7 protein-coding genes are annotated in these 9,543 nt (G+C 41.2%); 3 read left to right on the plus strand and 4 right to left on the minus strand.

Annotated elements, in window-relative coordinates; translation table 11 throughout:
- Positions 1-226: 226 nt before the first annotated feature.
- On the minus strand, positions 227-1,873 hold the full coding sequence (groL, locus tag ACMHKH_RS14070) for a chaperonin GroEL (RefSeq protein ID WP_413521257.1): 1,647 nt from the start codon (positions 1,871-1,873) through the stop codon (positions 227-229).
- Between the two features lie 106 nt (positions 1,874-1,979).
- Entirely contained in the window at positions 1,980-2,273 is a 294-nt protein-coding gene (locus ACMHKH_RS14075) for a co-chaperone GroES (protein WP_041757514.1), read from the minus strand.
- A gap of 494 nt (positions 2,274-2,767) precedes the next feature.
- Here ACMHKH_RS14075 and ACMHKH_RS14080 point away from each other — a divergent pair, with 494 nt between their 5' ends.
- Positions 2,768-3,505: a DUF3108 domain-containing protein gene (locus ACMHKH_RS14080; RefSeq protein ID WP_413521258.1), complete on the plus strand. Its 738-nt coding sequence runs from the start codon at positions 2,768-2,770 to the stop codon at positions 3,503-3,505.
- A gap of 104 nt (positions 3,506-3,609) precedes the next feature.
- Here the strand turns inward: ACMHKH_RS14080 and ACMHKH_RS14085 are convergent, their stop codons facing one another.
- Together ACMHKH_RS14085 and wrbA are read right to left on the minus strand one after the other, a co-directional pair.
- Positions 3,610-4,068 carry a hypothetical protein gene (locus ACMHKH_RS14085; RefSeq protein ID WP_413521259.1) on the minus strand — a complete coding sequence of 153 codons (459 nt, stop codon included), beginning with the start codon at positions 4,066-4,068 and terminating at the stop codon, positions 3,610-3,612.
- A gap of 33 nt (positions 4,069-4,101) precedes the next feature.
- The gene (gene wrbA, locus ACMHKH_RS14090) at positions 4,102-4,716 is read right to left on the minus strand and encodes an NAD(P)H:quinone oxidoreductase (protein ID WP_413521260.1); all 615 of its coding nucleotides are present in this window, start codon (positions 4,714-4,716) and stop codon (positions 4,102-4,104) included.
- A 239-nt stretch (positions 4,717-4,955) separates the two neighbouring features.
- Here wrbA and ACMHKH_RS14095 point away from each other — a divergent pair, with 239 nt between their 5' ends.
- Together ACMHKH_RS14095 and ACMHKH_RS14100 are read left to right on the plus strand one after the other, a co-directional pair.
- On the plus strand, positions 4,956-6,518 hold the full coding sequence (locus ACMHKH_RS14095; RefSeq protein WP_413521261.1) for a YihY family inner membrane protein: 1,563 nt from the start codon (positions 4,956-4,958) through the stop codon (positions 6,516-6,518).
- 174 nt (positions 6,519-6,692) lie between these two features.
- Positions 6,693-9,543: M66 family metalloprotease (locus ACMHKH_RS14100; protein ID WP_413521262.1), on the plus strand; the 2,851-nt coding region annotated here is incomplete at its 3' end.

Here is a 9,543-nt window from a genome sequence, read left to right on the forward strand (position 1 = left end):
TTAGTTAACTATATCTTAATAATAAGCTAAATGGTGATTTACATTGTTTGTAATATATTAAGAGCACTAGATCTAAATAGCTGGTAATTTTAGGAAAAAACATCTTATTCACACAAGAGAATAAAAAAAGCCCCGACTCAATGAGAGTTGGGGCTTTCTTATACTTCATCACCTACAGCCGTCATAGATGATTTTCAGCGAATGGGACTATCTTAGTAAGTGCAGCTTACATCATGCCGCCCATTCCACCCATACCGCCCATTCCACCGCCGCCCATGCCAGCCATACCATCATCACCTTGCGGTAAATCAGTAATCATGACTTCGGTAGTTAGCATTAAGCCTGCAACAGATGCCGCATTTTCTAGCGCTGAACGAGCAACTTTCGCCGGATCAAGAATACCCATCTCTAGCATATCGCCGTATTCGCCAGAAGCTGCGTTGTAACCGTAGTTACCAGTGCCGCTCTTCACTTCGTTCACTACCACTGACGCTTCTTCGCCTGAGTTGGTCACGATTTGACGTAATGGGGCTTCCATTGCGCGACGTAAGATATTGATACCAGCGTTTTGGTCGTCGTTATCACCGCGTAACTCAGACAATGCATTCATTGCACGAACCAAGGCTACACCGCCGCCAGGAACAACGCCTTCTTCAACCGCTGCACGAGTGGCATGTAGCGCATCATCAACTCGGTCTTTCTTCTCTTTCATTTCAGTTTCAGTCGCAGCACCAACTTTGATAACAGCAACGCCGCCAGCAAGTTTCGCCATACGCTCTTGAAGCTTTTCTTTATCATAGTCAGACGTTGATTCTTCAATTTGACGACGGATAGATTCAACACGATTTTCGATATCAGCAGAGTTACCAGCGCCATCAACGATGACGGTATTTTCTTTACCGATAGTTACTTTTTTAGCCGTACCTAATTGCTCAAGGGTCGCAGTCTCAAGGCTCAGACCAATCTCTTCAGAGATAACGGTACCGCCAGTTAACGTTGCGATATCTTCTAACATTGCTTTACGACGATCGCCAAAACCTGGTGCTTTTACCGCACAAGTTTTTAAGCCGCCACGCATGTTATTTACAACCAATGTCGCCAATGCTTCATTTTCTACGTCTTCAGCAATAATCAACAATGGCTTGCTTTGTTGCATCACTTGCTCAAGTAATGGCACGATTTCACGGATATTGCTGATTTTTTTATCAACAAGCAAGATATACGGATTTTCAAACTCAGCCGTTAAGCTGTCTTGCTTATTCGCAAAATATGGGCTGATATAACCACGGTCAAACTGCATACCTTCCACAACTTCTAAGGTATCTTCAAAGCTTGAACCTTCTTCAACAGTGATAACGCCTTGCTTACCGACTTTTTCCATCGCTTCAGCAATCAATTCACCAATTTTGGTGTCTGAGTTAGCAGAGATAGAACCAACTTGAGCGATCGCTTTTGAATCGTCAGCAGGGGTTGATAACAAATGAATTTGCTCAACGGCTGCACGAACGGCTTTATCAATACCGCGTTTTAGATCCATTGGGTTCATGCCAGCGGCAACAGATTTCATGCCTTCTTGCAAGATTGACTGAGCCAATACAGTCGCAGTCGTTGTACCATCACCAGCAACATCGTTAGTACGGCTAGCGACTTCACGGACCAATTGAGCGCCCATGTTTTCAAATTTGTTTTCAAGCTCGATTTCTTTAGCAACTGAAACACCATCTTTAGTGATGGTAGGCGCGCCAAATGATTTATCGATAACCACGTTACGACCTTTAGGACCTAAAGTTACGCGTACGGCATTTGCTAGGATGTTTACGCCATCCATCATTTGTTTACGGGCATCGATGCCGAATTTTACGTCTTTTGCCATGTTAAATTACTCCACTATTATAAGTATGAGAATGCAATTAAATGTTTCAATGATATTTATAAATGGTCTTGGCTAAAAATACTTAGCTAAATTGCTTTATTGGCAATTAGCCTTCTAGCACACCCAATACATCAGATTCTTTCATAATCAATAGTTCTTCGCCGTCAACTTTCACGGTTTGACCAGCATATTGACCGAACAATACTTTGTCGCCAGTTTTTACATCTAACGCGCGAGTTTCGCCGTTATCACGAATCTGACCGTTACCCGTTGCTAGCACTTCACCTTGTGAAGGTTTTTCTTGCGCAGAACCAGGAAGCAAGATACCACCAGCCGTTTTTGTTTCTTCTTCTATGCGGCGGACAACAATACGATCATGTAAAGGACGAATATTCATCAATATGTCTCCAATAAGTTGGTTATTTAAACTAAGAGTTTATTTGGTTTGAGTGTCTCAACACCTTTATCTACAAAAGCTATTTTTCAAAAGCAGCATATTAAAGATAAGTCTTGAGCTTGTTTCAAAAAGTGGGGGCATGGACAGTACGCTTCAAGTGTAAAGGCCAAAAATTTACAAGAATTTTGCTTTTTAGGCAGTGTTTTTCATAAATCTATATTAAACAGTGTATAAGCTATACAATTAAAGAAATTATCCTGATGCTATTACTAGTTTTACAGCAAGTTACCCAGTTTGATAAAGGAAGCTATCGCAGCAACATCTGCTACAAGAGGCAAACGACAGCGCAATCCTTAGCTCTTGAAAATGTAACAAGTTATGACCATTATAGTCTTTGTGAACATAACCAAATTGGTAAACCATATCGCCAAAATAGGCGCTTAAACGTATAAAACTAACTCACTTATTATTTATTACCGATTAATTAAGGACTATCCATGACTGACCATAATGATAAAAAGCACAGTAAATCTAAGCTATTAACAGCTTTAACCACTGGGGCAAGTATTGTCGCTATCGGAGCATTAAGTATGACGGCACCAACAATTGCCAGCGCAAAAGACATTCAACCTTCAAGCGCCAACTATACTTTTACGGTTGAAGACAAATACAAAGGTACTGCCACTCGTGCCCTTAGCAAATCAGGAAATACTTGGAAATACAACGTCGATGCACGAGTAGCTGGCGTCGCAAGCGCAAATCAGCACAGTACTTTCACCATTAAAGGTAACAATGTTAGTCCAACACAAGCCAGCACCACTTATAAACTATTGGGCGTTGGTCGTACGCATAAGCTCGACTTTAACCCAAGTAGCAAAAAAGTCGTGAGTAATTATAGAGGCAAGTCGACCACCATGAATATGCCGCAGCAAGCCTTTGATGATTTGAGCCTTGAGGTGCAAATTCGCCAAGACTTATTAAACGGTAAATTCTCTGGCAATTACTACATGGCCAAACACGATAGCATCGAAAAAACGCCGTTTAAAAAATCTGGCAATACTAAAATTACCGTACCAGCAGGAACATTTGATACTGTGCGTGTCGACCGTATCCATGATGACAATAGCCGCTCTACTAGCTTTTGGTTGGCACCAAGCTTAGATTACTTACCCGTAAAAGTAAGCCAAATTAACGACGGTAAAAAGATGGACTTAGAATTAACGAAGGTTAATTAATAAAAGTACTTCTAAAAAACAATATCACCATAAAAAAGCGGCGCTCCAAATAGAGCGCCGCTTTTTTATTAATCAAAATTAACTATCTGTCGTTAATGAAACTGCTAACGTGAACGTGGTGGTTTAACCACATTATTCATCGATGGTAGGCGCTTTAATAAAATAAATAGCCAGACGTTAATCGCAAATAATAAAGCGAAGTCAATGAAATAAACCGTTATCTCTGCCCAACTACTACCATAAACACGCGTGAATAAAATGACCCCGCTCGCACCTAAATAGACCAACGTAAACATACTGTCTATTAGCAAGGCATAAGGCGAACGCCCGCGTAATATCGATGGCGTCAAGATAAATGCTGGCACCAGCCATAATGCTTGCCATGCAATACCGCCAATAATATCTGGGTGACTGATGTTAAAGACATTGATCAAAATAGGTAAAGCAATCAATCTAAAGCTTAGCCAAACCAGCCACGTTGCAATAAGACGCTGGCGGATGGGCGTAATCGGTTTACTGGCTTTAATAGAAGATTCTATTGTGTCATCAGAAGTGTTTGGCATGAGAGGACTGTGCTTCCTTATTAATAAAAGCGCTTAACGCCAGTTTGCTTGTGCTAATGCTGATGCTGCAATCGCCAAACGACGCCCTTGAGCAATACCAAGCTCGCGCTCATCAGCAGATACCGGTTGATCATGCGCCGCACCGCTGACATGACTGGCACCATAGGGTGAGCCGCCACGATGGGTACGATTAAGTCCAGGCTCGGCATAAGGTATACCCACAATTATCATGCCATGATGCATCAGTGGCAACATCATCGTCAGCAGTGTGGTCTCTTGCCCACCATGCATAGAACCAGTCGCCGTAAAGACAGCAGCGGGTTTATTCTGGAGATCACCTGCCAGCCAAAGCGTGACGGTATTATCCCAAAAATACTTCATGGGTGCTGCCATATTACCAAAGTGCGTTGGGCTACCAAGCGCAAGTCCACTGCAATTTTTTAAATCTTCCATGGTGCAATACAGATCGCCTTCATTAGGAATAGCAGGCTTACTTGAGGTCGTTTCAGGTGCAACGGTTGGCACTGTACGAATACGTGCTGTCATACCTGCCTCTTCAATACCCTGAGCGATAGCATAGGCTAATGTCTTAGTCGTACCATAATTTGAATAATAGAGCACCAAAACATAAGGGGTGGTCTGACTCATTGGCAACACTTCCTTATAAAATCTTTAGTAGTAATATAATACTGCCATTATGCCCGACTCATTCACTGACATGCAAACAAACCATTAATCGCAGTATTACTCCTAGCCCAGCTGCTTATTAACGGCGACTGCTTAAATTCAAAACACAATCATGCATTTTGAAACAATTAACCCGCAGAATGAGACCTTGCGTTTTTGTTACACTACTCACACTCTATTGTCTCTGCTAAATGGTTGTTATGGAAAATTTACTAAAGAAATTGCCTTTTTTACACAAACACTGGTTTCAATTCCTGCGTTTTTTAACGCGGCACTTCTTTGAGGACAATTGCCAGCAAAAAGCGGCATCATTGACCTATACGACTTTATTATCGATTGTGCCTATCTTAACGGTGCTATTGATGATTTTGTCTTCAGTGCCAGCATTATCTTCGGTCAGAGCACAGATTTATGAAGTTATTTATAGCAACTTACTGCCGCAATCGAGCTTACAAGTCAGTAAGTACATTAATAGTTTTGCAGAAAAATCCTCAAATTTAACTATTATTGGGGCAATGGTGTTATTTTTTACCACCATCATGACTTTAACGACCATTGAGCGCGCTTTTAATCAGATCTGGCGCGTAGAAAATCGCTCTGGTGGTATGAGAAGTATGCTGCGCTATTGGACCATTGTCACACTAGGACCATTGGTACTAGGTACGGCGTTTATTGCCTCAAGTGCGGTACAAAGCCTGAGCTTTTTAAATCGTCAAATTGCCGGTTATGGTATCGACTGGTCATTTTGGGTACAGATAGTATCCATTGGGGTCACGATAGGTGGCTTCATTAGTATGTACTGGTTTATCCCAAAAGCACGAGTTCCAGTAAAAAACGCAGTGATTGCAGGTGTTTTTGTAGCAGTTGTCTTCGAGCTCATGAAGCATTTGTTTGGTACGGTAATGGCAAACTTTACCAGTTACGAAGCTATTTATGGTGCATTTGCTGCCCTACCGATTTTCTTATTATGGATTTATTTATCGTGGAATCTCATTTTATTAGGGGTTGAGATTAGTTATACCTTAACTATTTTTGAGACAGAAGAGGTTTATCCACGCCATCCGTTTTTGAGCTTGCTTGATATGCTAAATTTGATTTATACCCATCACTTAAAAGGTGAAGCAGTCAGTGAGCAAGCGCTACGCAATGTGCTCGGGCGTAAAGAGCTGCCAAAATGGTATACCTATATCAATTACCTGCAAGACAGCAATTTGATTACCATGACAGAAGATGAGCATTATGTGCTTAAAAAAGATTTGAGCAAAATGACTTTGTGGGATTTTTATCGTACCTTGCCTTATCCTTTACCTATCAAAGATGAGCTTGACGAGATGAGCTTAGAAGACCAAAAACCTTGGCTAAGCTTATTGGTCAATCGCTTCGAGAATACCGAAGCTTATGCTCGAGAACAATTGAATGTGCCACTCGGTGCTATTTTTTCTCATAGTGAGCCACGTAAAAAAACTGCTAATAATGAATTGACTGATGACAAAAACGCTCAAAATAAGAAAAATAAATTTTTTAGAAAATCTGACGCGCCTATCTCTAGTAACTTATCTCAAGAGCCAATTAATAATAATGACAATATACCGAAATTTGAACCAGTCGCTTATAACAAGGACAGTGACATAGAAATTGATGAAAATAATCGTGAAATACTTATTCCACAGGATAACGTTATGGTTAGAAACAAAGGTGACGCTAATCATATTAGCGCTAAAAACGATATTATTACAGAGGCAGATAATCCAAGCTCAAATTGATTATTAAAAACTAGGAAATAATATAGCTCCCTATTAATACATAACTAAATGTTTTCAAAATTAACATATATTTATAATTATTTTTATAGCTAGAACAAATTTCGTACATTTCACTAATATAGCTGTTATATTGCCGTCATTATAAAAATGAGGGCATTTTTTTTGAAAACTATAATAATATTTCCGCTAAAGGCATTAAGTATTGGTATTTTTTCGATCATACTTGCTGCTTGTGGTGAAGAAACAGATCATATTTCGCCACCAGCTGTCACACCATCAGCTATAATACCACCAGCTGTTAAGCCGCCGGTAACAAGCATTCCTTCAACACCTATCGGACCAAGTACACCGAGCATTCCTTCAACGCCAATCGGACCAGGTACAAAACTCAAATACCCAGAGCCGAAGAAAGATATCGCTGATGCGTATGTATTAGGGTTTTTTGACTACGCTGGCAGAGCAGGAGTGATTCGAGATATCCGTCCAGACTTAGTCGGCACTTTCCAAGCCATGATTCAGTTTGGCCAGAATCATACCGTTGATCCACAGGGCAACGAAGCAAAAAACATGCCGCGCCTAACCGCAGAAAAAGAAGCGCTGTTATTGGTTACCCCAACTCTTGAGATGGGTGACATTGATAAGCTAGTAGTAGAGATTTATAAAGATGGAGTTTTATTGCGCACTGTCAACTTAGCCGATCCGACTCAAATCCCAGCCACTGATCAGACCAATACTGACAAACGTCCTCGCGTCTCTTATAGTAATCGTGCATGGTCGACTAAACTCAAATGGAACGAGGTAGAAGGTGGTCTTAAAATCCGCATCGTGGATGAGAAGAATCGTAGCGGTGAATTGTTAGAAGATAAAATAGACTTTGCTGCACCAGGCGAGTTGATACTGACCAATATTCGTTTAGGTATGTTGACTGCTCCGCCTCAATCTTGGGGGCATTACATGTTACGTGACCCAGAAAGAGCCGGTTCAGATTACTTCCAAACCATTCCAGCAGCACAAATGACCGTTGCTGTATATGATGATATGAAGCTTGATCGAGTAATGGTAGGCAATGGCACCATCTATGATTCAGTAAGTAATTCAAACGGTGGTGTTTACGAAGGTGATATGCGTGAAAATACCGCAAAAGCTACCTTTGGTGTCGGCATAAACTTGGCCAATTGGGGCGTAACCAGTGCCTCTATGCAAAGTCAAGAGCAGCCACAGCTAACCCAAAACGTCAATGCGCACCATGCACGTGGTAAATATGCCAATGGCGAACATAACCATGGCTTAAGTGGCGGTAATGGTATGCTGACTATTATCGATTCGGTCGGTAATGAGTTTAGTCACGAAATCGGCCATCATTATGGCTTAGGTCACTATCCTGGCGAAAAGAACGGCGATTACTTTTGGGCCGAGCATCATGCCGACAGTGGTTGGGGCTTTAATGGCATTAGAAATAAAATGCGCAGCAACTTAGACTGGCCGAGAGCAGTTGAAGGCGATGGTCTCAGTGGTAAACCTCTTTTCTTAGCCACCTATGGCTATGGTCGTGATGCGATGTCTGGCGGCTCACAGAGTGGCGCTTATTCAGACTACACTCATTACACTGGTTATAGTGCAAATTTAAAAATACAGCCAGCATTTAATCGGGCAGTATTTGACGCTGATTCACCGACTGGCTATAAGAAATGGAATCCTACACTTAGAAAAATGGAAGTCATCCAGCCTAAAGTGCCGGGATCTAAAAATGTTTGGTACAACAGTGCAGATGGTAATTATCTAAAGGCGCGCTTATCCGGTGTCCCTGTTTTCACCATCTTAGGCGGTTATGATCCTGTTGCACAAAAAGGCATCATTTATCCTGAGGCACGCGGTAACTGGGGTAACGTCTTTGATTTACCGACACCCAATAACTCGCTAGAAGCGGCAAGCTGCTGGTTGAGCGTCACTTATAGTAACAAAGTTAATAATATTGCTTTAGCCCCTAACCGGATGAATGGTAATGCCAATAAATTCCATGTCAATTTAGCGATTGCTGAAGATCCGAAAAAAGTGGATTTGTACTGTAAGAAAACCAATGAAGCAGAAGTAAATCTCTCGACAATTGATATCCGTCAATATAGTGACCCTATCAGACCAGCGGTTACCTTCGGTAAAGAGCAGGGCTATACGGCACTCAGAAAGGTAGAGTTACCAGAATTAGAGAAGCAACTCATTGCCCAAGCAAAAAATCCAACGGTTGTCTTGAATACTAAGGGTAAATTACTATATGACTCTTATAAAGAGTATCGTGATGAGCTCAGTCCGCAAGCACTGGAAACATTAGAGCGTTATGAGCAGCAACAAGAAACTATCTATCGCTTAAACCGTTGGGTCAATAAGTACAGTACTGATTTAATTAAGAAAGAGCCTGAAGCACTCAGCGAATTTCAGCAGTTTGTGAAATGGTTAGATTTACAAGATGACAAACCTTTAGAAAATGTCAAACCTATACTTAACGGTAAGAATTGTCTTAAAGTTGAAAAACTAGAAGACGGTAAGCTAAATAGTTTTATCAGCGGCCCAAGTGGCTGTACCGGTGATGATTCTGAACAGTGGGTTTACGATGTTAAGGGTAAAATCCATAGTAAAATGGCATTAGATCAGTGCTTGACAGAACAAGGTTCTTGGGTAAGTTTGGGTGCTTGTAGCTTGGACTCACCAACGCAAGTTTGGGAGATGAACGGTAGCGACCAAATCAAACAAGGTAATAAATGCTTTGATTTACGAACGGGTAATTTAGTAAATAACCGCGGAAGTTTGATTACTTACAATTGTAATGGTGGTTGGAATCAGAAGTGGACGACGCTGACAAAGAATCCAAGCTTTATCTTAGCGACAGCTGGTAACAATCTACCGTTAATTGTGAAGAGTCTGGAGAAACAGACAGTAATGATGAATAGTAGGCAAACTCAATCATTGAATGCAAATAGTACAGAAGAGCCGTCAGTACTAGCAAAATTAAGTACTTGGATTGAAAATCTAG

Origin of the sequence: Psychrobacter glacincola (genome assembly GCF_965118485.1) — a bacterium.
GTDB lineage: Bacteria > Pseudomonadota > Gammaproteobacteria > Pseudomonadales > Moraxellaceae > Psychrobacter > Psychrobacter glacincola_D.

Bases quoted from the DNA above. Each gene is read 5' to 3' on its own strand.
- ACMHKH_RS14095 (WP_413521261.1), top strand. From the start codon at position 4,956: ATGGAAAATTTACTAAAGAAATTGCCTTTTTTACACAAACACTGGTTT.
- ACMHKH_RS14080 (WP_413521258.1), top strand. From the start codon at position 2,768: ATGACTGACCATAATGATAAAAAGCACAGTAAATCTAAGCTATTAACA.
- ACMHKH_RS14085 (WP_413521259.1), bottom strand. From the start codon at position 4,068: ATGCCAAACACTTCTGATGACACAATAGAATCTTCTATTAAAGCCAGT.
- groL (WP_413521257.1), bottom strand. From the start codon at position 1,873: ATGGCAAAAGACGTAAAATTCGGCATCGATGCCCGTAAACAAATGATG.
- wrbA (WP_413521260.1), bottom strand. From the start codon at position 4,716: ATGAGTCAGACCACCCCTTATGTTTTGGTGCTCTATTATTCAAATTAT.